The sequence below is a fragment of the Kitasatospora sp. NPDC023120 genome (assembly GCF_055560835.1).
In genome coordinates, this window is record NZ_JBVHHY010000009.1 from 129,289 (window position 1) to 151,889 (window position 22,601).

The 22,601-nt window shown below is 75.1% G+C and carries 16 protein-coding genes; 5 read left to right on the plus strand and 11 right to left on the minus strand.

What is annotated here, in order from left to right:
- Positions 1–186 precede the first annotated feature (186 nt).
- The gene (locus ACZ3TI_RS15415) at positions 187–1,899 is read left to right on the plus strand and encodes a PP2C family serine/threonine-protein phosphatase (RefSeq protein WP_465726686.1); all 1,713 of its coding nucleotides are present in this window, start codon (positions 187–189) and stop codon (positions 1,897–1,899) included.
- A gap of 618 nt (positions 1,900–2,517) precedes the next feature.
- Here ACZ3TI_RS15415 and ACZ3TI_RS15420 read toward each other — a convergent pair.
- The 4 genes from ACZ3TI_RS15420 to ACZ3TI_RS15435 form a co-directional block, all read right to left on the minus strand.
- Positions 2,518–3,117, minus strand: coding sequence for a TetR/AcrR family transcriptional regulator (locus ACZ3TI_RS15420; protein ID WP_465726687.1), 600 nt, complete (start codon positions 3,115–3,117; stop codon positions 2,518–2,520).
- 82 nt (positions 3,118–3,199) lie between these two features.
- Positions 3,200–4,246 (minus strand): agmatine deiminase family protein, encoded by a 1,047-nt coding sequence (locus ACZ3TI_RS15425; RefSeq protein ID WP_465726688.1) that lies wholly within the window; start codon positions 4,244–4,246, stop codon positions 3,200–3,202.
- A gap of 59 nt (positions 4,247–4,305) precedes the next feature.
- The gene (locus ACZ3TI_RS15430; protein ID WP_465726689.1) at positions 4,306–6,027 is read right to left on the minus strand and encodes an urease subunit alpha; all 1,722 of its coding nucleotides are present in this window, start codon (positions 6,025–6,027) and stop codon (positions 4,306–4,308) included.
- Complete coding sequence (locus ACZ3TI_RS15435; RefSeq protein WP_465726690.1) at positions 6,024–6,734, minus strand: urease subunit gamma; 711 nt, start codon at positions 6,732–6,734, stop codon at positions 6,024–6,026. Before ACZ3TI_RS15435 ends, ACZ3TI_RS15430 begins: the two co-directional genes overlap by 4 nt.
- 533 nt (positions 6,735–7,267) lie before the next feature.
- Between ACZ3TI_RS15435 and ACZ3TI_RS15440 the strand changes: the two genes are divergently transcribed.
- Positions 7,268–7,855, plus strand: coding sequence for an ATP-binding protein (locus tag ACZ3TI_RS15440; protein WP_465726691.1), 588 nt, complete (start codon positions 7,268–7,270; stop codon positions 7,853–7,855).
- Positions 7,856–8,255: 400 nt separating this feature from the next.
- Positions 8,256–10,526 (plus strand): ATP-binding SpoIIE family protein phosphatase, encoded by a 2,271-nt coding sequence (locus tag ACZ3TI_RS15445; RefSeq protein WP_465726692.1) that lies wholly within the window; start codon positions 8,256–8,258, stop codon positions 10,524–10,526.
- Positions 10,527–10,602: 76 nt separating this feature from the next.
- Here ACZ3TI_RS15445 and ACZ3TI_RS15450 read toward each other — a convergent pair whose 3' ends face one another.
- From ACZ3TI_RS15450 to ACZ3TI_RS15470, 5 genes are all read right to left on the minus strand, one after another.
- Complete coding sequence (locus tag ACZ3TI_RS15450; protein ID WP_465726693.1) at positions 10,603–11,727, minus strand: DUF2637 domain-containing protein; 1,125 nt, start codon at positions 11,725–11,727, stop codon at positions 10,603–10,605.
- A gap of 213 nt (positions 11,728–11,940) precedes the next feature.
- Positions 11,941–12,978, minus strand: coding sequence for a (2Fe-2S)-binding protein (locus ACZ3TI_RS15455; protein ID WP_465726694.1), 1,038 nt, complete (start codon positions 12,976–12,978; stop codon positions 11,941–11,943).
- Positions 12,979–13,142: 164 nt separating this feature from the next.
- Entirely contained in the window at positions 13,143–13,931 is a 789-nt protein-coding gene (locus ACZ3TI_RS15460; protein WP_465726695.1) for a hypothetical protein, read from the minus strand.
- A 294-nt stretch (positions 13,932–14,225) separates the two neighbouring features.
- A complete protein-coding gene (locus ACZ3TI_RS15465) occupies positions 14,226–15,080 on the minus strand; it encodes a hypothetical protein (RefSeq protein WP_465726696.1) in 855 nt (284 codons plus the stop codon).
- A 153-nt stretch (positions 15,081–15,233) separates the two neighbouring features.
- Entirely contained in the window at positions 15,234–15,887 is a 654-nt protein-coding gene (locus ACZ3TI_RS15470; RefSeq protein WP_465726697.1) for a nucleotidyltransferase family protein, read from the minus strand.
- 130 nt (positions 15,888–16,017) lie between these two features.
- Here ACZ3TI_RS15470 and moaA point away from each other — a divergent pair, with 130 nt between their 5' ends.
- Both moaA and ACZ3TI_RS15480 read left to right on the plus strand, forming a co-directional pair.
- The gene (moaA, locus tag ACZ3TI_RS15475; protein WP_465726698.1) at positions 16,018–17,022 is read left to right on the plus strand and encodes a GTP 3',8-cyclase MoaA; all 1,005 of its coding nucleotides are present in this window, start codon (positions 16,018–16,020) and stop codon (positions 17,020–17,022) included.
- A gap of 261 nt (positions 17,023–17,283) precedes the next feature.
- Positions 17,284–18,882, plus strand: coding sequence for an alpha/beta hydrolase (locus ACZ3TI_RS15480; RefSeq protein WP_465726699.1), 1,599 nt, complete (start codon positions 17,284–17,286; stop codon positions 18,880–18,882).
- A 73-nt stretch (positions 18,883–18,955) separates the two neighbouring features.
- Here ACZ3TI_RS15480 and ACZ3TI_RS15485 read toward each other — a convergent pair whose 3' ends face one another.
- Positions 18,956–21,373 (minus strand): glycosyltransferase family 39 protein, encoded by a 2,418-nt coding sequence (locus tag ACZ3TI_RS15485; RefSeq protein ID WP_465726700.1) that lies wholly within the window; start codon positions 21,371–21,373, stop codon positions 18,956–18,958.
- A gap of 80 nt (positions 21,374–21,453) precedes the next feature.
- Positions 21,454–22,575 (minus strand): alpha/beta hydrolase, encoded by a 1,122-nt coding sequence (locus tag ACZ3TI_RS15490; RefSeq protein WP_465726701.1) that lies wholly within the window; start codon positions 22,573–22,575, stop codon positions 21,454–21,456.
- Between the last annotated feature and the right edge of the window lie 26 nt (positions 22,576–22,601).

Genomic DNA, 22,601 nt, shown 5'->3' on the forward strand with positions numbered 1-22,601 from the left:
GCACCCGCGGTGCCGCCCCCGGGGTGCGGGCGACGAACCGGCTGGTGGGCGGGGTGGCCGGGATGTTCCGGTGGGTGACCGGTTGTCGCCGAAACCCGGACAGGGTCGTTGCACTTGGAGAACAATGACGTCGAGCCCGGCCCGCCGGGGGCGGCGCGCGACCACGGACCGAGCAGGAGCCGCCAGATGAGCAACCAGGGTGCACCCCCGCAGCCGCACCGGCCGGACGACGGCTGGTGGGACACCGTCTACGACGGCCCGGCGGGCACCCTCCCGGACACCCCGCACGCCGACCCGGGGGACGGCAGCGTGGACGACTGGTTCGACACGGCGGCAGGGCTCATCGGGCAGCAGCGGTCGGCGTCGCCGGGGGCGGGGGCGGGCGCAGAGTCGGGGCCGGAGTCGGGGCCGGAGGGGGAGCCGGAAGCCGTGCAGGAGCCCGGGGGGGAACCGGGGCCGGCGCAGGACAGCCGCGACAGCATCGACGACTGGTTCCACACCGCGGTCGGCGTGATCGGCGGGGCGGAGGGGATCGGGCGCCAGCGGACGTCGACGGAGACCCACCAGTTCCGGGCACCGTCCTTCGCTGACGACGCGCCCAAGCCGGAGCCCGAGGCTGCGCCGGAACCCGAGCCGGAGGCCGAGCCGGAGCCGGAGGCTGCGCCGGAGTCGGAGGCTGCGCCGGTCTCGCTGGAGAAGGCCGCCCCGGAGCCGGAACCCGAACCCGTCGCCGAGGTCGAGCCCGATCCCGAGCCTGTCGCCGAGCCCGTCGCTGAGCCCGAGCCCGAGCCGGAGCCCGTCGCTGCCGAGGACCCCGAGCTGCCCGCGCTGCCCGACGTACCCGAGGAACCCGCCTCCGATCCGGCTCCCGAACCCGAGCCCGACCACGCCCCCGCGCCCGGCTCCGCGCCGGTGCCGCTGCCTGCCACCGCCACCATCGCCGACCCCCGCCTGGCCGTCCGCGGGCCGCTCGCCGACGGCGGGGCCGCCGTCCCGCACGTCGGCGAGCGCCCCCCGACGTACGGACCCGAGCCGACAGCCCTACCGGAGGCCGACCCGGGCTCGCTCCGCGCGCTCGTCCCGGACACCGTGCTGGAGGGCGCGCAGTACGGACTGTCCGTGCTGCGCGCCGTCTCCGTCCGGGGCGACTCCGCGCGCTACCGGGGCGAGCCGCGCCGGGACTCCCTGCTGGTCACCCGCTTCGGCGACGGGCCCGACGGACTGCTGCTCGCCGTCCTCGGCGGCTTCGACCGGACGGGCGGCGCCGAGGACGACACCGTCACCTCGGAGGCGGTGGCCACCGCCACGGGGGAGGCCTGCCGCCAACTCGCCGCCGCGATCGGACGCAGCCGGGCCGGGCTCGCCGCGGACCTCCGTGACGGCGCCCGTGACCGGCTCCGCTACGGGCTCCAGCGGCTGGCCACCAGCGCCGCCGCCCCGCTGCGCGCGCTGGCACCCCGAGCGGAGGGGGACGACACCCCGTCCCCGGGCTCGCTGCACTGCCTGATGGTGTCGCTCGACCCGGAGGCCGGCTACCGCGTGGCCTTCGGCGTCGGCCCGGGCGGCCTCTACCTGCTGCGCTCCGGCCACTGGATCGACGCGTACGCGGCCCGGCTGCTGCACCACCCGGACGGCCAGCCGCCGGTACCCGAGGCCCCGGTCCCGGACCCGCGCCCGTTCCGCTTCCGGCTCGTCCCCGCGACCCCGGGCGACATCCTGCTCCTCTGCACCCCCGGCCTGGCCCGCCCGATCGCCGACGAACCCGCCGTCGCCCACTTCCTCTCCACCCACTGGGCCCACCCCCACCCCCCGGGCACCGTCGACTTCCTGCGCCAGGTCCAAGTCCGCGCCAAGGGCTACGCCGACGACCGTACCGCCGCCGCCATCTGGACCGAGTGAACGCAGCCCGACCCCGTGTGCGCCAGAAGTCGACCCAGCCGACTTCTGGCGCACACGGGCTTCCGTGGCCCAGCCAATATGTAGACCGGTCTGCATATTCCTCTCGACGTCGCGCCAGCTGGCCGCACACGCACACAGGAAGTCGACCTGGCCGACTTTCCGTGCGCGCAGGCAGCGAGGGCTGTAAATCAGTAGACCGGTCTGCATATTTTGGTGCCCGAAGACGCCGGCGCCGCGTCAAAAGTCGACCTGCCCGACTTTTGGCGCGCGGCCCCCTCGTGCACGCAGCCCGTCGAATCAGTAGACCGGTCTGCATAATTTCGGGCGCAGGGGAGGAAGGGTGCGGGCCCGCCGGGGCGCGCAGGAAGTCGACCCGCCCGACTTTTGGCGCGCGCTGGGGTGTTCCGCCGCCGAATCAGTAGACCGGTCTGCATATTCCTCGCGCACGGTCGGGTAGTGCCGCACAGGAAGTCGGCCTGGCCGACTTTTCGTGCGGGTGGCCGCGGGTGGCCGCAGGCGGCTGCGGGTGACTGTCGGCGGCTACCGATCGCGAGCGGGCAGAGTCAGTAGACCGGTCTGCATATTTCCCCCCGCTTTCCCTCGCGCGCTCGGCTCCGCTCAGGTGCGGAGGAGGATGGCTGCGACGGTGGTGGCTTGGGTGAGGGCGGCCGGGGGGTGGGTGCCGGGGAGGCCGATGGCGATGGGGACGGCCAGGCCGTCGAGGAGGGCGCGGATCTGGGCGGCGCGGTCGGCTGCGGGGCCCGGGGTGAAGTGGCCGGTGGCGGTGCCCTCCTCGATGAGGGTCACCAGGTCGGCCTGCCAGGGGGCCTCGATCTCCTGCTGCCCCTGGCGGATCTCGGCGCTCGCGGGCGAGCGCCCCCACACCTCGACCCAGAGGATCCAGCGCGGGTCCCCCGCTCCCTCGGGCAGGTAGAGCCGCAGGTAGGCGTCGAGGCGCTGCCAGGGGTCGAGGGCGTGGTCGGCGAGGGTGTCGCGGCGGCGGGCGCCGAGCTGGTCCTCGCTCCAGCGGAGGGTTTCCAGCAGCAGCTGGTCCTTGCTGCCGAAGTAGTAGAGCAGGTGTCCGGCGCTCATCTGGAGCTGCTTGCCGAGCCCGGCCATGGTGAGTTTGGCGAGCCCGTGTTCGGCGATCGCGGCCCGGGCGGTGGCGAAGACCTCCTCGCGGGGGCGTGCCGGCCGGCGCGGGCGGGGGTCCGCCATGTGTGTTGCTCTCCCTCGGTGGAACGGAGGTTCGAAGGCTACCCGGGCGGGAGCGCGTGGCTCCCGCCCGGGGGCGCGGGTGTCAGAGCGCCTTGGGCTGCTGCTGGGTGATGCAGTGGATGCCGCCGCCGTTGGCGAAGATCTCGCGGGCGTCCACGAGCTCGACGGTGCGGCCCGGGTAGGCGCGGCCGAGGATGGCGGCGGCCTCCTGGTCGCGCGGGTCGGCGAAGGCGCACAGGATCACGGCGCCGTTGGCGACGTAGTGGTTGATGTAGGAGTAGTCGACCGGCTCGCCGTCCTCGTCCAGCAGGACGGTGGGGGCGGGCAGTTCGATGACCTCGAGCTGTCGGCCCTGGGCGTCGGTCGAGGCGCGCAGGATGGCGACGAGCTCCTGGCAGACCTCGTGGTCCGGGTGGGCCGGGTCGGGCTGGACGTGGGCGACCACGACGCCCGGGCGCACGAAGGAGGCGACGATGTCGATGTGCCCCCGGGTGCCGAACTCGTCGTAGTCGCGGGTGAGTCCGCGCGGCAGCCAGATCGCCTTGGTGGTGCCGAGGAAGGCGTGCAGTTCGGCCTCGACCTCCTCCTTGGTCCAGTCCGCGTTGCGGCCCTCGCCGAGTTGGACGGTCTCGGTGACCAGCACCGTGCCCTCGCCGTCGACGTGGATGCCGCCGCCCTCGTTGATCAGCCGGGAGGCGAAGCGCTGGACGTCCGACAGTTCGCTGATGTGCTCGGCGATGTGCTGGTCCTTGTCCCAGCGGGCCCAGGACTGCGCGCCCCAGCCGTTGAAGATCCAGTCGGCGGCGGCCAGCGAGCCCTTTCCGTCGATCAGGAAGGACGGACCGATGTCGCGCATCCAGGCGTCGTTCAGCGGGCGCTCGACGATCTCGACCCGCTCGGAGACGTACTTGCGCGCCTCCGCCGTCTCGCCGGTGTTGACGATCAGGGTCACCGGCTCGTACGTGACGATGGTGTCGGCGACGGCGGCCCAGGCCTCGCGGGCGGCGTGCAGCGCCTCGGGGCCGTCGAAGGTGGGGTTGGTGGTCGGGAAGGCCATCCAGGTGCGGTCGTGCGGGTGCCACTCGGCGGGCATCCGGTAGCCGAGGGAGGCGGGCGTGGGGGTGGTCATCGTGGAGTCCTCAACAATGGGGGGATCAGGGGAAGTTCAGCGGAGGAGGCGGGCGCGGCTCAGAGGAAGTAGAGGCGGCTGAGCGAGACGCTGTCGGCCGGTTCGGAGCGCAGCGGCGAGCCGTCCAGCGAGACCAGCCCGGTCTCGGTGACCTCCACGTGGCCGACGCGGGCGTTGCGCACCATGTCGCGCGGCCCGATGCCGCGGGTGCCGCGGACGCCGACGCGGCGGCGGCGGGTGGGCAGCCCGTCGGCGGGGCGGTCGAGGTAGGCGCCGTCGGCGGCGGCCTGGGCGACGAAGGCCACCGAGATGTCGGCGGCGGTCGCCCCGTGGGCGCCGAACTGCGGCCCCAGGACGAGGGGTTCGCAGCGGTCGGTGGAGGCGTTGGGGTCGCCGACCACGCCGTAGGCGGGGAAGCCGGCCTTGAGGACGAGCTGCGGCTTGGCCCCGAAGTGGTCCGGGCGCCACAGCACGATGTCGGCGAGCTTGCCGATCTCGATCGAGCCGACCTCGTGCGAAAGTCCGTGCGCGATGGCCGGGTTGATGGTGAGCTTGGCGATGTAGCGCAGCACGCGCTCGTTGTCGTCGCCGCTCTCCGTCGTCCCGTACGAGCCGGTGCCGTCGAGCGGGCCGAGTTCGGCCTTCATCTTCCCGGCCATGGCGAAGGTGCGGCGCACGGTCTCGCCGGCGCGGCCCATGCCCTGGGCGTCGGAGGAGGTGATGCCGATGACCCCGAGGTCGTGCAGCACGTCCTCGGCGCCCATGGTGCCGGCCCGGATGCGGTCGCGGGCCATCGCGGCGTCGCCGGGCAGGTCGACCTTGAGGTCGTGCGCGGAGACGATCATGCCGAAGTGCTCGCCCAGGGCGTCGCGGCCGAACGGCAGCGTCGGGTTGGTGGAGGAGCCGATGACGTTCGGCACGCCCGCCATCTTCAGCACGTTGGGAACGTGTCCGCCGCCGCAGCCCTCGATGTGGAAGGCGTGGATGGTGCGGCCGTCGAGGACGCGCAGGGTGTCCTCGACCGACAGGCACTCGTTCAACCCGTCGGTGTGCAGGGCCACTTGGACGTCGTACTCCTCGGCGACCCGCAGTGCGGTGTCCAGCGCGCGGGTGTGCGCGCCCATGTCCTCGTGCACCTTGAAGCCGGACGCGCCGCCCTCGGCCAGCGCCTCGACCAGCGGGGCCTCGTCGGAGGACGAACCGCGGCCCAGGAAGCCGATGTTGACCGGCCAGGCGTCGAAGGCGTTGAAGGCGTGGCGCAGCGCCCACGGCGAGTTGACGCCGACGCCCCACACCGGTCCGAACTCCTGGCCGATGATCGTGGTGACGCCGGAGGCCAGCGAGGCCTCCATGATCCGCGGCGAGAGCAGGTGGACGTGGGTGTCGATGGCGCCCGCGGTGGCGATCAGGCCCTCGCCGGAGACGATCGTCGTACCGGTGCCGACGACCACCTCCACGCCGTCCAGGGTGTCCGGGTTGCCGGCCCGCCCGATCGAGGCGATGCGGCCGTCGATCAGGCCGATCGAGGTCTTGCGGATGCCCTGGACCGCGTCGATCACGAGGACGTTGCTGATCACGACGTCGCAGGTGTCGCGGACGGCGGCGGGCTTGAGGTGCAGGCCGTCGCGGGCGGTCTTGCCGAAGCCGGCCAGGAACTCGTCGCCGGGCGCCTGGGAGTCGGACTCGACGCGGACGATCAGACCGCTGTCGCCGAGCCGGACCCGGTCCCCGGCGCGCGGGCCGTGGACGGAGATGTAGTCGTGAGGGGTGATCGCCGTCATGAGGGCACCTCCGCGTCGTCGAAGCTGGTCAGGTAGCCGGTCGCGCGGGCCTTCGCCAGGGCGGCCTCCTTCGCGCCGGGCGCGTCCAGGGGACCGTCCACGAGCCCCGCGAACCCGATCGCGACCCGATCGCCGCCGATCGGCACCAGGCCGACCTCGACGATGGCGCCCGGGTCGAAGCGCACCGAGGAGCCGGCCGGCACCGCGAGGTGGGTGCCGTACGCGGCGGCGCGGTCGAAGGCCAGGCGCGGGTTGGCCTCGAAGAAGTGGAAGTGCGAGGTGACCGAGATCGGCACCTCGGAGGTGTTGTGGACGGGGAGCAGCAGCGTCTCCTCGACCGGGTCGTAGCCGGCGCCGTCACCGATCAGCGCACCGCCGGGGGCCTCGTCGCCGAGCGAGCCGGCGCCCTTGAACGGGTCGTTGACGACGGCGAGGCGGGTGCCGTCGTCGAAGACGGCCTCGACCTGGACGACGGTGACCACGTCCGGCACGCCGGGCAGGACGTCGTGGGCGGTCAGCACGGAACGGCCGGCCTCGATGGCCTCGGCGAGGCGTCGGCCGTCGCGGGCGGCCTCGCAGACGGTGTCCGCGATCAGGGCGGTGGCCTCGGGGATGTTGAGGCGTACGCCCCGGGCGCGGCGGGCGCGGGCCAGCTCGGCTGCTGTGAAGATCAGCAGCCGGTCCCGCTCGGTGGGGGTCAGTCGCACGGTTCCTCGCTCGCGGTCGCCGGGACGGGGTCGGCTCGGGGCTTCGGGGCCTCGGAGGCTTTCGGGGGTGATGTTAGAACGGCGTTCAAACATCCCGGGTCATTGAACCCGGACCGGGCCGCCCTGTCCAGCGTTGCCGGTCCGCGCGGGTTCGGCTCCCTGGGCGGGGGATGGGGGTGAGGCGGGAGCCGGGGGGTGGCCGAGCGGTGGGCGTGACGGCCGCCGGCCCCGGCGCGGGGTGGGGGTGCGGCAGGGGGCGCGTGGTCGGGCGCACGGTCCGTGCGGGCGCCGGGTGTGCGCGGGATCGAGGGTCGGCGGGTTCGAAAACGGCCTCTGCGCTTCGCAAACCTGTCCGGCGCGGGCAGTTGGATCACGCGAACCTCCCCGTGCCCCTTTCACCCCACGTGATCGGACGCACACTGTTGCAAACGCCGTCAACTGGGCATGAGGATGGTGGTCAGATCGAGGGGGCCACCCGGCCGGCGGGGGATCCGGAGGCGGGGGCCCGGATTCCAGGGCGGGGGCATGTGGTGATGAACGGTCAGTCGCGATTCCCGCGGCAGCGGACGAGTTCGGGCGATGCCTACCGGTCCGGTCCGGTCCAGGGGGCGGTCGGCGGCACCGGCGCGAACGGCACCACCAGTACGACCGGCACGAGCGGGACGACCGACGCGAGCGGGACCACCCATGCGAACGGGACGGCCCTGCCGGACGCGCCGGCCCCCGGCTGTGCGCTGATCCGCCGGCTGCACCTGACGCTCGACCCGGCCGACGTGGTCGCGGTCGGCGCGGTCCGGCGGCGGCTGCGCACCGCGCTGAGCCACTGGGGGGTGCCGGAGCTGTCCGACACCGCCGAGCTGCTCTCCTCCGAGCTGGTCACCAACGCGCTGCTGCACACCACCAAGGGCGCCGTCTTCGACGCGGTGCTCGGATCGGACCACCGGCTGCGCATCGAGGTGCAGGACGGCACCAGCAAGCTGCCCGGGCGCCGGCGGGATCCGGAGGCCGAGTACGCGACCTCGGGGCGCGGCCTGCTGCTGGTGGAGGCGCTCGCGGACTCCTGGGGCGTACAGCTGAGAGGCGACGGCAAGGTCACCTGGTTCGAACTCGTGTCGCCCTGAACCGTACGCCGCCGTCGTACGATTGTTCGCGGTCGATTGATTCGCTGTCGAAGGAAGCCCTGAACAGAAGGCGGAGCGGAAGATTTCCGGCCCGTTGGCATTGCCGCTCGGCGGAACATTGGCCAGGATGGTGGGAATGTGTGTCCACGTGCGGGAAGCAGCGGGGAGACCGTACCTCGACTGACCACCGTCCGTCGGCACCGTCCTATCCAGCACGACCCATCACACCGCCACGCGGCCCGTCCGGACGGTCGGCGCGGTCCGCCACGGCAGCGGCAGGAGCAGCATGCCCACTGAGCCCGAGTCGCCGGGGCCGGCGCTTCCTCCCGGCGCGTCCGCCGTCGAGCCGCGAGCCGTGGAAGCCGGAAACGCAGAACCCGGAAGCGCGGACCGGCGAGCCGTGGAGCCCGGCACAACGGAGCTGCGGACCGCGGAGCCCCGCATCGTCGAGCAGCCCGTCGCCGGCCCCACCACCGCCGGGACGGGCCGGGCCCGGCCGCCCGCGCAGTCGGCCCGGCGGGCCCCCGCGGTGCGCCCGTCCCCCAGCCTCGCCGCCGCCCGGCTGGCACCCGTGCTCTCCGGCGGACTGCCGCCCGCCTCCGCCGACTCCATGCCGGACTGGCTGGAGCCCGCGATGGCCGCCAACGGCATCGGCTCCTTCGACTGGGACATCCGCCGCGACGTCCTGGAGGGCGACCAGCGGGCCTGCGCGATCATCGGCCTGGACACCCAGGGGCAGGCCTGCTTCGACCGCACCGCCGACGCCTTCCTGGCCCTGCTGCACCCCGAGGACGCGCCCGTGGTGCGCCGCCGGGTCGAGCGCGCGGTCGCCGAGCTCGGCCAGTGCGGCGCCTACTACCGCACCGTCGGGCCGAACGGCAGCATGCGCGCGGTGCGCTTCCGCGGCCGGGTGCTCGCCGACGCCTTCGGCCGCGCCTCCCGGATGGTCGGCTTCGTCTGGGACGCCACCGTCGAGCTGCACAAGCGCGACCGCGCCGACCGGATGGCGCTGCTGCGCGAGGAGCGCTCCCGGTTCATCAAGGAGGCGGCGCGCGCCCTCTCCGAAGCCGTCACCGTCCGTGACGTGGCCCGGGTGTTCACCGAGCTGCCGCTGCCCGGGCTGCCTCCGGACGGCCTGGTGCTGGCCTCCTTCGAGGCCGGACGGGCCCGGATCCTCGGCGCCTCCGGCTACCGCGCGGACGCGCTGGCGGTCTGGGACCGCACCGTGCTGCCCGCCGGCCACCCGGCCGCCGAGGCGCTGCGGAACCGCGCGCCGGTGTTCGTCTCGAGCCGCGAGGAGTTCCGCGACCGCTACCCCGACGTGTGGGAGACGGCCAGCCGCACCGGCCGCGGCTCCTGGGCGTACCTGCCGCTGGTGGCCAGCGGCCGGGCGATCGGCGTCTGCGTGGTCAGCTTCGACGACGAGCGGGCGCTGGACGCGGACGAGCGCACCCTGCTGAGCACCCTGGGCGGACTGGTCGCCCAGTCGCTGGCCCGGGCCCGGCTGCACGACGCCGAGCACGAGCTGGCGGCCGGCCTGCAGCGGGTGATGCTGCCGCGCACCGTCCCGTCCGTACCGGGCGTGACGACCGCCGTGCGCTACCTCGCGGCCGGCTCCGGCCTGCAGATCGGCGGCGACTGGTACGACGTGGTGCCGCTGCCCGGCGGGCACGTCGGCCTGGTGATCGGCGACGTCCAGGGCCACGACGTGCACGCCGCCGGGATCATGGGCCAGCTGCGGATCGCGCTGCGCGCCTACGCGGCCGAGGGCCACCCGCCCGCCGCCGTGATGGCCCGCGCCTCCCGCTTCCTCGCCGACCTGGACACCGACCACTTCGCGACCTGCACCTACGCCGAGGTCAACGTGGACTACGGCGTGGTCTACGCCGTCCGGGCCGGCCACCTCGACCCGGTGGTGCGCCGCGCGGACGGCACCGCCGCCGTGGTGCCGGTGGCCGGCGGGCTGCCGCTGGGCATCGACCCGGACCAGGAGTACCGGGTCACCCGGTTCAGCCTGGACCCGGGCGAGACCGTGCTGCTCTGTACCGACGGCCTGGTCGAGGCGCGCGGCATGGACCTGGACGAGGGCGTCGCCCGGCTCACCCGTGCGCTCGCCCGCCCGCTGCCGTCCGCCGCCGAGGCGGCCCGCGACCCGCTGGAGGAGCTGGCCGACCGGATCGCCTCCCAGGCCGCCGACTCCAGCGAGCGCGAGGACGACATAGCGCTGCTGCTCCTGCGCTGGGACGGCCCGGCGGGCGGCCTCGCCGCCCAGCAGCTCCGCCGTCGGATCGGCCAGGCCGACCTGGCGCGGGTCGCCGAGGTGCGGGCCGAGCTGCGCGACGCGCTGCGCCGCTGGGGCGTCGCCGAGTTCATCGACACCGCCGAGCTGCTCTCCTCCGAACTGGTCACCAACGCCATCCGGCACACCGACCGGGACGCCATGTTCACCGCCCGGCTCTACCGGGAGCCGGAGCAGGACGGCGGGCGGACCAGGCTGCGGGTCGAGGTGGAGGACGAGTCGGACCTCTGGCCGACCCGCCGGACCCCGGGGGAGCAGGCCTCCTCCGGGCGCGGGCTGATGCTGGTCGAGGCGCTGGCGGACTCCTGGGGTGTGGAGCCGCGCGGGTCCGGCAAGCGGATGTGGTTCGAGCTCAGCGGGGCGGCGGCCTGAGTGCGGGCGACGGCCTGAGGGCCCGGTGCACCCGGGGCATCCCGGGTGCACCGGCCTCGCAGGGCGCCCCGGGGCGTCAGCCGAACTGCTGCTCCAGGTCCTTCAGCTTGCGCTCCAGCGAGTCCAGCCGGGGCAGTGTGACGGTGTCCTCCTCCAGCGTGAGGTCGATGGTGCGCCGCTCCGGGCGGGCCGGCAGTCCGGGCTGGACGACCGTGCCCTCGGCGGGCTCGACCTCGCGCGGCGCGGCGGACCGCTCCACCTCGGGGCGTTGCGCCCCCGCCCGGTCGAGCCCCGGCCGCTCGGTTGCTGCGGGCCGTTCGACCTCCGGCCGTTCGACCTCCGGCCGTTCGACCCCGGGTCCGCCGGCTATGGCGGGCTCCGAGCCGGACTCCAGCTGCCGTGCGGCGGTGCCGCGGCGCCAGGTGCTGTGGGAGCGGTTGATCGCCCGGATCTCGGCCCGCTCGCGGCGCCCGGCCAGCTTGCGGCGCTCCTTGTCCAGGGCGCGCTCCCGCTTGTCCTCGCGGACCTCGTCCACCGCCTCGTCCAGGCTGCGCACGCCCTCCAGGAGCATCAGCGACCAGGCCGCGTAGGTCTCGCGCGGGGCGCGCAGCCAGCGGACGATGCGGATCTGCGGCAGCGGCCGGGGGACCAGCCCCTGCTCGCGCAGCGCGGCCCGGCGGGTCTGCTTGAGCGCCCGGTCGAACAGGACCGCCGCCGAGAGGGACATGCCGGAGAAGAACTGCGGAGCGCCGGCGTGGCCGAAGCCGCGCGGGGCGTGCACCCAGTTGAACCAGGCCGAGGCGCCCGCGAAGACCCAGACCAGCAGGCGGGAACCGAACGCCGCGTCGCCGTGGCTGGCCTCGCGGACGGCGAGCACCGAGCAGAACATCGCGGCGCCGTCGAGCCCGAACGGGACGAGGTACTCCCAGCCGCCGGAGAGGTTGAGGTTCTGCACGCCGAAGCCGACCAGCCCGTGGAAGGAGAGCGCGGCGGCGACGGCGGCGCAGCAGAACAGCAGCGTGTACGAGGCGGCGCCGTACAGGGATTCCTTGCGGCGGCGCCGTTCCTCGGAACGCTCCCAGGAATCGCCGGCGGTGGCGGCGGATCCCCGGCTGCGGAGCAGGGCCACCAGGAGCGCGCTGACCAGCAGCCCCGCGACTCCGGTGACGGCCCACCCGAGCGGTATGTCGGACAATTTCATCGCCGGAACCAGCCTCGCTTTCCTGCGTCGCGTTCCTGCGTCGTGTGGCGGGGACCATCATGACGGATGCTCGGCGGGCGAATGACCGATTCGCTGTCAATGCGCTGGGGAGAGGGATTTCTGACTCAGCGACAAAAAGATTGTCAGATAAATCTGAAGCGGATTGTTCCTGATATTCCGGGCTTTCCGGATCTGATGTCGGACAGGTTTTCGTCAACGTCGCGTGACGCGGGGGCAGCCGCCGCACATCTCCTTCGGTTCCACGGTGTAGACGAGGCAACAGCTGGCCCGGGCCCGGTCCGTACCCGAAGCGCCGACAGCCGACCCCGGGGCATCCGAAGCGCCGCCGCACCCGGGAGCCGGGGGTGCGAAGCCGGCGCCCGGGGTGAAGGGGGCCGGCGCGGGGGCGGGGCTCCCGTCCGCACCGGGCGCGTGCGCGGGCCCGATGCGCTCGCGCGGCCCGGCGCGCTCGCCCGACTGAGCGCGCTCGCCCGACGGAGCGGGCTCGCCCGGCTCGGTGCGCTCGCCCGGCGACCCGGCGGGTGCCAGCAGTGCGGAGAGTTCGGCCCGCGCCCGGTCCGGCTCCCCGAGCAGCCCGCCCGCGTACCAGAGCCCCTCCACCACCGCGTCGGTGGCCATCGCCCACAGCACCCGGGGCCCGCGCCGGGCCTCCGGGCGGAAGGCGGCCAGCACCGGCGCCAGGAACCCGCCCAGCGCGCACCGGAGTTCGGCGGCGAGCGCGGCCCCGTCCGGCATCGGACGGGCCTGCGGCGAGCCGGCCGCCGGGTCGTCCGGCAGGCAGGCGAACTCCGTCGGGCGGACCGTCAGTTCCACCGCCTCGGGCCGTCGGCGCAGCGAGACGTCCCCGAGGGCGAGCAGCGGCACGCGCCGCTCCAGGAACCACGGCAGGGTGAACAGCAGCGAGACCGGCCAGACGAAGCGGTGCAGCCCGAACCCGGCCGCGACGTCCGGGCGCAGCGGCTGCCCGTAGCGGGCGAGGCCCTGCCGGGCGTCGTGGGCGATCAGCTCGCGCACCGCCTCGGGGCGGGCGGCGAGGTCGGCGGCGGGCAGCCAGCCGCCGCCGCGTCGGGGCGGTGCGCTGCGCACGCGCAGGACGGGGGTGAGCCCGGACAGCCGGTGGTACGAGGGGGCGCCCGCGGTGAGGGGGGTGGGTGCGGGGACGGGGGCCTGCGCCCCGGTGCTGCGGGGGGCGCACGGCGTGGGTCCGGGCCTGGTGCTGCTCGCGGTCATGGGCGGGCCCCATCGGGTCGACCGGGGCTCCGCCCATGGACCGCCCGGCGCCGCCCGGCGGTGGTGATGTGCCGGGCGCGGCAGGACCGGGGCATGGCGGTGCCCGGGGAACGGCAAGCCGACCCGGCCGGGGCACTGCTCACCCCGGCCAGGTTAGGCTCACCTTAGCTGATTGTTCCCCGGGTCTCGCTCGTGATGCGCCCGTCCGGGGGAGCCCCCGGCGCGCGGGCGGGGTGACGGGGCGCGTCCGGGACTCCCAGCTGGCGCGCGAGCCAGACCGGCACCCCGCCCAGGGCCTGCACCAGCCGGGCCGCCTCGGCACGCAGCCGCGCGGCCTCGGCGGGCTCGGACACCTCGGCGAGCGCCGCGAGCGCCGGAGCCACCCCCACCGTGAAGCCGAGTTGCTCGCGCAGCCGCAGCGAGGCGTCGAAGCCCTCCCGGGCGTTGCCGCGGTCCCCCCGGGAGAGCGCCAGCGCGGCCAGGTGGCGCCAGGTGTACGAGCGCAGCAGTTCGTCCCCGCGCTCGCCGGCGCCCTCGTGCGCCCGGCGGTAGGCGATCCAGGCGGCGCCGCGGTCGCGCAGCAGGTTCTCGGCGACCAGTCCGCGCCGGAAGTCCAGCAGTGGGCGGCCCGGCGCGTCCGGCGGCAGCAGGGCCGAGGTGCGGCCGAGCGCCGCCTGTGCCTCGTCCAGCCGGTCCCGCGGGCCGAGCACGCTCGCGACGTACGCGAGGAAGCCGCGGGCGCAGGCGGCGCCCGCGCGCTGCTCGGTCCCGGCCGCCAGTGCCTCCGCCAGGCGCAGCGCCTGCTCCGCCTCGGTCCAGTTCGCGGCGGTGAACAGGCATTGCTCGATGAGGAGTTCGGCCCGTCCGAGGGCTGCCGCGGGGTCCCGCTCGGCGGCCGGGCGGAGCAGCTCGGCGGCCTCCTGCCAGCACCCCCGGGACCTCAGTCGCCACACGGTGTCGCCCGGCTCCTCCGCTGCCGCCCGCCCCCGCCCGTCCGGGCCGCTCGGCCCCCAACCGTGCTCCGACCAACCGTGCTCCGACAACGCCACCTCCTTGTGTGCGCCATCCAGCAGGGCGCGGACCCGCCCCTGGGGCCCTGCCGCCCACGACCCGTGCGCATGGCGACGGCAGGGCGAAAGGCCCGCGCTGTGGCGGCAATTCAACACGGGGGTGAGCTTGTGCACCAGATCACGAGCGGAGGTTGTTGCTTTCGGAGGAGAAATGATCTAGAGGGGCCGTCCGGGCGGTCAGGAGGTCCAGCCGGTCTCCATCAGGGCCTCGGCGGCGCCGTTCGCGGGCTGCGGCACACCTGCCAGGTCCAGGCTGAACAGGGCCACCAGCAGCTGCTCGCCGCGCACGGTGGCCTGGTGCGAATAACCCGCGAGGGTGAACATCGCGGCGGCCATCTCCTCGGCGTGCAGGGTCTGCAGCCACAGGCACTCGACCGACTTCACGTCGGCGGGCTCGGTCCAGGTGTCGACCTGGGCGACCATCCGGCTGCCCAGCAGGGTGACCCCGTCCCGCTCCTGGGCCTCGGTCAGCTCCAGGTCGTCGAAGCCGAGCCACTCCAGGTAGCGGGCGGCGGTGAACACCGCGTCCTGCGAGGTGCGCACCGGGTGCGGGCGGAAGGGGGCGCGGTGGCGGAACGGGCGGGTGCGGTCGGCGGAGGTTCCGGGCGGCGCGGGCGGGGCGGGCACCGGGGCGCCCATCGGGTGGGCCGGGTGGGGGCGGGTGGCCTGCGGGCCGGGGGCGGCGAGCGGGCCCGCCGTACCGCTGCCCAGGCGGGTGGCGCGGTCCACCGGAAGCCGGACGGTGGCGCCGCAGTTGCAGGTGAACTCGGGCTGCGGCCACTGGTCGGAGCGGCCGCAGTGCGGGCAGCGCATGCTCAGCCAGGAGTCCTCCCAGGAGCGGAAGCGCACCTGCACCGGCACCCCGCCGCGCAGCAGCGGAACCTTGAGGGAGGCGCCGCAGGGGCAGGGCAGCGACGGCGGCTCGTACAGGTGCTCGCGGCGGCAGGCGGGGCAGCGGATCGCCCGGGCGCCACCGCCCACCCCCGGCCGTGTGGGGTCGTGTCCGGTGAAGTCGTCGGGCAGTCCTGCCATCGCGGGCTCCGTCCGTCGGTGTCGGGTGGGTTGGGACGATTCCCATGCTCCCCGAAATGTCCGGCGTTGGGCGCGGAATGGGGCAATCCTCAGGGATGGATCAGGGACCCCTGACCGTCAAGGGCGAAGCGGGCCCCCTCCTGCGGGGGAGGGTCAGCCGGCCGACCAGCGGGCCAGGTCGGCGGGGGTGTCCAGGTCGTCCGGGACGGCGACGTCGGCGCACTCGACCAGGGCGACCTCCGCCGTGTGCGCGGTCAGCAGGGCGCGCGCACCGGCGTCCCCGGAGGCGCCCGCGGCCGCCTCGGCGAAGTGCCGCGCGCCGATCAGCACCGGGTGGCCGCGCCGCCCGTCGTAGGCCGCCGCGGCCAGTTCGGCGCCCGCCCGGTGCGCGGCCAGCAGCCGGGCCACCGCGGCCGGGGTGACGCCCGGGGTGTCCACCAGCATGACCAGCACCGCCGAGACCCGCGGCGGAAGGGCGGCCAGGCCGGCCCGCAGCGAGGAGCCCATGCCGCCCGCCCAGTCCGGGTTGGCCACCAGGCGGCAGCCCGGCAGGTGCGCGGTCGCCCGGACCCGGTCGCCCGCCGCGCCCAGCACCACCGTGACGTCCGCGCAGCCGCCGGCCCGGACCACCGCCACCGCGTGCTCCACCAGCGGCCGGCCCCCGTACCGGATCAGGGCCTTGGGCCACCCGCCGAGGCGCCGTCCGCCCCCGGCGGCGAGCACGAGGGCGGCGACCGGGGCGGCCCCGGGAGGCGGGGCGGCCCCGGCGGGCGTCGGCTGCCCGGCGGGCGGTGGCGCAGTCTGCATGGGCCCAGCCTGCCGGTAGCGGGCGGGGTCGCGCATTGTGGGAATCCACAAGGCGAAGCCGCAGGTGGCGGCCGCTCCCCGGTGGTTCGGCCGCTGGTCCTGCGTCCCGCCCGCCGCCTGTACTGGGACGATGAACACCGCACCGCGCCCGCTGGTGGACCGCTTCGGCCGGGTCCACACCGATCTGCGGGTCTCGCTGACCGACCGCTGCAACCTGCGCTGCACGTACTGCATGCCGGCGGAGGGCCTCGACTGGCTCGCCCGGGCGGAGGTGCTGAGCGACGACGAGGTGGTGCGCCTGGTGCGGATCGCCGTCGAGCGGCTGGGGATCGCCTCGGTACGGCTGACGGGCGGCGAGCCGCTGCTGCGGCGGGGGCTGCCCGGACTGGTCGCCCGGCTGGCCGCGCTCGGGGTGGAGCTGTCCCTGACGACCAACGGGATCGGGCTGGCGCGTACGGCGGTCGCGCTGCGCGAGGCGGGGCTGGGTCGGGTGAACGTCAGCCTGGACACGCTGCGCCCGGAGCGGTTCGCGGCGATCACCCGGCGCGACCGGCTGGCCGACGTGCTGGCGGGGCTGGCGGCGGCTCGAGCGGCGGGGCTGGGACCGGTGAAGGTGAACGCGGTGCCGGTGCGCGGGGTGAACGAGGACGAGATCGTCGAGCTGGCCGAATTCGCCGTCGAGCACGGGTACGCGATGCGGTTCATCGAGTCGATGCCGCTGGACGCGCAGGGCGCGTGGGACCGCGCGGCGATGGTGACGGCGGAGGAGATCCTCGCCGCGCTGGGGCAGCGCTTCGACCTGGTGCCGGAGGGACGGCGCGGCAGCGCCCCGAGCGCCCCGGCGGAGGAGTGGCGGATCGCGGGGACGGACGCGGTGGTCGGCGTGATCGCCTCGGTGACCCGGCCGTTCTGCGGGGGCTGCGACCGGGTGCGGCTGACGGCGGACGGGCAGCTGCGCAACTGCCTGTTCGCGACGGAGGAGTCGGACCTGCGGGTGCTGCTGCGCGGCGGGGCGGACGACGTGGCGGTCGAGGCGGCCTGGCGGGCGTCGGTGGCGGGCAAGGGGCCCGGGCACGCCATCGGCAGCGCGGACTTCGTCCGTCCCGACCGGCCGATGTCCGCGATCGGCGGCTGACGAGGCGTCACGCCCGGGCGGCGGGGGACGGGCGCGGTGCGCCCCGGGCCGATGCGCCCCGGGCCGATGCGCCCCCGGACCGGACCCGGCCCGGCCCGGCCCGGCCCGGCCCGGCCCGGACCGGACCCGGCCCGGCCCGGCCCGGCCCGGCCCGGACCGGACCCGGCCCGGACCGGACCCGGCCCGGCCCGGACCGGACCCGGCCCGGCCCGGACCGGACCCGGCTCGGCACGGATCCGGTTCGGGTGGTATTCGTGGGCGGTGGCCCCGACGATCTCCTGTTCCCCTCGCTCCTCCCGGCTTCCCCGGTTCCGCCGGCGCACCCCGCCCGCCCTCGCCCTCGCCGCCGCGCTCGCCCTGCTGAGCGGCTGCACCGGCTCCGGCGGTACGGCCCGGACCGCCGGCCGGCCGCCGCTCGACGACCTGGTCGCCGGCACCGCCGCCCCGGCCCTGCGCGCGCTCTACGAACAGCGGATCGACTGGCGGCCCTGCCCCGAGGAGGCCGGCGGCGACCAGGGCGGACCGACCATCGAGTGCGGCACCCTCACCGTGCCGCTGGACTACGCCGACCCCGGCGGCCGCACCATCGGCGTCGCCCTCGCCCGGCTGCCCGCCGCCGACCCGGACCGGCGGATCGGAGACCTCCTGATCAACCCCGGCGGCCCCGGCAACTCCGGCATCAGCATGATCCGTTGGGACTGGCAGAGCTACCAGGGGCCGCTGCACGACCGCTTCGACCTGGTCGGCTTCGACCCGCGCGGCACCGGGGACACCGCCCCCGTCCACTGCCTGGACGACCGCACCCGCGACGAGTGGAACGCCACCGACGACCAGGCCTACGACCACGGCCGGATCCTCGCCGACGCCTGCCGGAAGAACCACGCCGACCTCCTCCCGCACGTCGGCACCCGCGACACCGCCCGCGACCTCGACGTGCTGCGCGGCGCCCTCGGCGACCGCAAGCTGGACTTCATCGGCTACTCCTACGGCACCCACCTCGGGGCCCTCTACGCCGAGGAGTTCCCCGACCGCACCGGCCGGCTCGTGCTCGACGGCGCCGTCGAGCACGGCACCGACCCGATGCGGCTCGACGTCGAGCAGGCCGTCGCCGGCGAGAACGCGTTCCGGGCCTTCGCCGCCTCCTGCGCCACCGACGACCCCGACACCTGCCCGTTCGGCGCCGACCCGGTCACCGCCCCGCAGTACCTCGCCGACTTCCTCGACGGCCTGAGCGCCCACCCGCTGCGCGCCGGCGACGGCCGCACCCTCACCGCCGCCCTCGGCTGGGCCGCCGCCCTCAACGTGCTCTACGACGGCCACCGCTCCTGGTACCGGCTGCACGACGCCCTCGCACCCGCCCTCACCCGCGGCGACGCCGACGGCCTGCTCGCCCTCGCCGACAGCGCCAACGGCCGTGGCGAGAACGGTCGTTACACGACCGTCGCGGACGCCTTCGCGGCCATCTCCTGCGCCGACCTGCCGGCTCCCACCGAGGCGCAGCTGCGCGCGGCCCTCGCCGACCTCGCCGCCCAGGCCCCGCTGACCAGCCGGCACAACCCCGTGACCACCCTGCTCTCCCCGGACTGCCGCCCCTGGCCGTACCGTTCGACCGAACTCCCGCACCCGGTCCGGGCGCCCGGCAGCGCCCCCGTCCTGGTCATCGGCTCCACCGAGGACCCGGTCACCCCGTACCCGTGGGCGCAGCGGCTGGCGGGCGGGCTGGCGCACGGCGTGCTGCTCACCCGCGAGGGCGACGGGCACACCGCGTCCGACAAGAGCGGGTGCGTCCGGACGGCCATCGCCGCGTTCCTGGTGGACGGGCGGATGCCGGCGGCGGGGACGGTCTGCCCGTCCGACTGAGCACCCGCGGGAAAGGGGGCGTACCGCGCGAACGCGGCACGCCCCCGGGGGAGTTGCGAGGTGCGGGTGACGGTCAGGAGGCCGGGGCCGTCAGGTCGTAGAAGGTGGCCGAGCCGACGGTCCTGGCGGTGAAGTGGGCGGCCACCCAGGACTCGATCTCGCTGTTCTCCGAGGTCTGCTGCCCGTCGCCGCCCGACCGGGCGCCCGCGCCCTCGGTGGCGCCCGTGCCGCCCGGGCCGCCGAAGCCGCCGCGGGAGCCGCCGGCGATGAACCAGTGGACCTTGCCCTCCTGGACGTACTTTCGGAAGCCCGCCAGGCTCAGCGAGGGGTCGGTGCCGTTGAAGCCGCCGAGGGCCATCACCGGTTCGCCGGTGGCGAGTTGGTAGCCGGCGGCGTTCTGGGAGCCGACCGTGGCGGCCGCCCAGGTGTAGCGGTCGGCGTTCTCCTTCAGTAGGGCTGCGGCCTCCTCGCTCACCTTGGTGCCGCCGAGCAGGCCGCCCATGCCGCCACCGCCCATGCCGCCGGGGCCGCCCGTACCGCCCATCGCCTCCGGGTCCGTCGCGCCGGGGAAGCCGGGGGCGCCTTGAGCCCCGGGGAAGCCGGGGACGGTGGCGTTGCCGCGGTCGTGGCGGCCGCCCGTCCCGCCGGAACCGGACCCGGAGCCCGAGCCCGACCCGGAGCCGCCGGGGAAGCCCGGGAAGCCCTGCCCCTTGGCACTGCCCTGCCCGCCCGGGCCGAAGAACATCCGCCCGTTGCCCGCGAAGCCCTTGCCGCCCTTGCGTCCGCCGCCGCCCGGCCCGAACGCGCCCTGCACGCCCGGTCCGGCGGTCACGATCGAGCCGGTGTGCGCCGTGCCGACGGTGTCCACCGCGTACGCCGCCGGACCGCCGAGCGCCGCGGCCAGGCCCACCAGGCCCGCCACCGAGGCGATCCGCGCCCCGGCCCGGCCCGAGGCCCGCCCGGCGAGCTGCCCACCGACCAGCGCGACCGCCGCCGCCAGTCCGCCGACCAGCACCGCCCAACGCAGCCAGGGCAGGAAGTCCGAGCTACGGCCGAGCAGCACGAACGCCCACACCGCCGTCACCGCGAGCGTCCCGGCGAGCACCAGCGCCCAGGGCAGCCGGTGCCGCGCCCGCCACAGCCCGTCCACGCCCATGCCGACCAGTGCCGCCACGGCCGGGGCCAGCGCCACCGTGTAGTACTGGTGGAAGATCCCGGACATGAAGCTGAAGATCAGTGCGGTGGAGAGCAGCCAGCCGCCCCAGACCAGGAACGCCGCGCGGGCGGTGTCGGTGCGGGCGTAGCGGCGGGTCGCCCAGAGGCCGACCAGCAGAAGGATCAGCGCGGCGGGCAGCAGCCAGGCGATCTGCCCGCCGATGTCGGTGCCGAACAGCCGGGTCAGGCCGGTCTCGCCCCAGCCACGGCCGCCGCGCATCGCGCCGCCCGGCAGGTCCAGCCCGGCCGGCAGCCGTCCGCCGCCGCCCACGCTGCCGGTCTCGTCGCCGTTGATCCGGCCGAGGCCGTTGTAGCCGAACGTGAGCGACAGGAAGCTGTCGTCCTGCGAGCCGCCGACGTACGGGCGGGCCGAGGCGGGCAGCAGCTCCACGATCGCGACCCACCAGCCGCCGGACACCACCATCGCGGCGCCCGCGAGCAGCAGCTGCCGCACCCGCCGCCACAGCCCGGTCGGCGCCACCACCAGGTAGATCACCGCGAAGGCGGGCAGGATCAGGAAGGCCTGCAGGGTCTTGGTGAGGAAGGCGAGGCCGAACATCACCCCGGTGAACAGCAGCCACCGGGTGCTCGCCGCCTCGGTCGCCCGCACCAGCCCGTACGCGGCGAGCGTCAGCAGCAGCACCAGCAGCGCGTCCGGGTTGTTGAAGCGGAACATCAGCGCCGCCACCGGGGTGAGCGCCAGCGCGGCGCCCGCCAGCAGGCCGCCGAGCGGGGAGAAGCGGCGGCGCACCGTCGCGTACAGCACGCCGACGGTGGCCGCGCCCATCAGCGCCTGCGGGGCCAGCACCGACCAGGAGGAGAGGCCGAAGACCCGCGCCGAGAGCGCCATCGGCCACAGCGAGGCCGGGGGCTTGTCGACGGTGATGAAGTTCCCGGCGTCGGAGGAGCCGAAGAAGAAGGCCTTCCAGCTCCGGCTGCCCGCCTGCACGGCGGCCGAGTAGAAGGCGTTGGCCCAGCCGGAGGCGCTCAGGCCCCACAGGTAGAGGACGGCGGTCGCGGCCAGTAGCGCCAGCAGGGCCGGGCGCACCCAGCGCGGGTCGTCCGCGCGCCCGCGCCAGGCACGGGCCGGGAGGGTGCGCAGCCGGCCGGACCAGGAGGCCGGTCCCTCGGGGCCGGCGGGCGGCAGGGGCTGCTCGGGGAAGAGCGGTGCCGGGTCCGGCCGGGCCGGACCCGGCTGCGGCACCTCCGGCGGCGGGTGGTTCGCGGCCTCGGGCCACGGGTCGCCGGCCGGAGGGGAGTAGCTGCTCGTGGTCATGCGCCATACGGTGGGTGGCGCGGCTGAGAGAACCGTGAAGCGGGGCTGTGAGCCGGGTGTGATCTGCCGGTCGCCGGGTCTCAGGCGGACGGCGGCATGGTGATGTGCTTGCCCAGCCACTCCAGGGCCGGGGGGATCTCCCGGGTCCAGGTGTGGAAGTTGTGGCCGGCGGTGTCCAGGGTGATCGTGGACATCTTGGTGGGGGCCTTGAAGGCGGCGACCATGGCCTTGGTCTCGTCGTAGTTGTTCTCGTCGTTGGCGGTGGTCAGCAGCAGCGAGACCGGGGCGGGCGGCTGGTTCTTCAGCCGCCACAGCAGGTCGTTCTCCTGCTTGAGCTGGGCGCTACCACCGAACAGGTCGCCGGTGCTGGGGTCGTGGGCCGCGCTGTAGTAGCCGGAGAGCGCGATCGCCGCGGGGTACGAGTCGGGCTTGCGCAGCGCGAACTTGAGCGCGCAGTAGCCGCCGGTGGAGTTGCCGATCACGGCCCGGTTGGCCGGGTCGGTGCCGATCCGGTAGGTGGCGGCGAGGGCCTTGGGCAGGTCGCTGGTGAAGAAGGTCTCCACCTGCGGGCCGTTCGGCACGTCGACGCACTCGGTGTCCCGGTTGCCGACGAGCGTGGGGCGGGCCATCACCAGGATGGTCGGCGGCAGCTTCTTCTGCTCGATCGCGTCGAGCGTGGAGGCCGGGTACTTCATCAGCGAGATCAGCTTCTCCGGGGTGCCCGGGTAGCCGGTGAGCACCAGGGCCATCGGGAAGCGCTGCTTGGCGAAGTCCGGCTGGAAGTACTGCGGCGGCAGGTAGACGTACGCCTCGGTGCTCAGACCGCTGCCCGCTCCTTTGACGGCCACCTGCTGGATCAGCCCGGAGCGCTCCGGGTCCGAGCCCTGGGAGGAGTAGAAGCTCTGCTGCCCGGTGACGGCCACCCCGGAGGCGTTCGGCGTGTGGTCGACCACGGTGCCGAGCTTGCCGCTGGTGCCGAGCAGGTCGGTCCAGGAGCTGTAGAAGCCGAAGTAGCTGTTGGCGACCAGGCCCATCGCGACCAGCACCGAGACCTGGGCGACCAGGAAGGCGCCGATCCGGCCCAGCCAGGACTTCCAGCCCTTCCCGCCGAACCGCGGCCAGAGCCACATGGTGGCGGCGAAGACGGCGATCGCGATGACCGAGGCGATGATCTGGAGGGGGAGGCCGGTGAGACTGAGCACGTGCCCGATCGTAGTTGACCCCCACG